The following is a 259-nucleotide window of genomic DNA, read 5'->3' on the forward strand; positions in this document are numbered from 1 at the left end:
TTGCAACGGAGCTGAAAAATGCCTTCTCGCAGGCGTTAAAAAATTACCTGACAGAGCACCCTGAAGCGACCGATCCCCGGGATTATTTGCAGTCGGCTAAATCCGCAATGCGCGATGTGGTGAGCAAAGTGATTGCCGATTGTGGCTGCGAGGGCAGGGCATATCGCACCTGCCATTTAACAATGAAAAAACATGAAAACGATAATTGCCCGGCATAAAGCTGGTGAACATATCGGCATATGTTCAGTCTGTTCTGCCC

General features: G+C 49.0%; 1 protein-coding gene. It reads left to right on the forward strand.

Annotated features, from left to right (window positions below; genetic code table 11):
- A partial coding sequence (locus O4H62_RS26355) for a class II fructose-bisphosphate aldolase (protein WP_331284494.1) occupies nt 1-218 on the forward strand: 218 nt, incomplete at its 5' end.
- Nucleotides 219-259 lie beyond the last annotated feature (41 nt).

It is taken from the genome of Parahoeflea alexandrii (assembly GCF_027214025.1).
In the GTDB taxonomy this organism is placed as follows: domain Bacteria; phylum Pseudomonadota; class Alphaproteobacteria; order Rhizobiales; family Rhizobiaceae; genus Hoeflea; species Hoeflea alexandrii_A.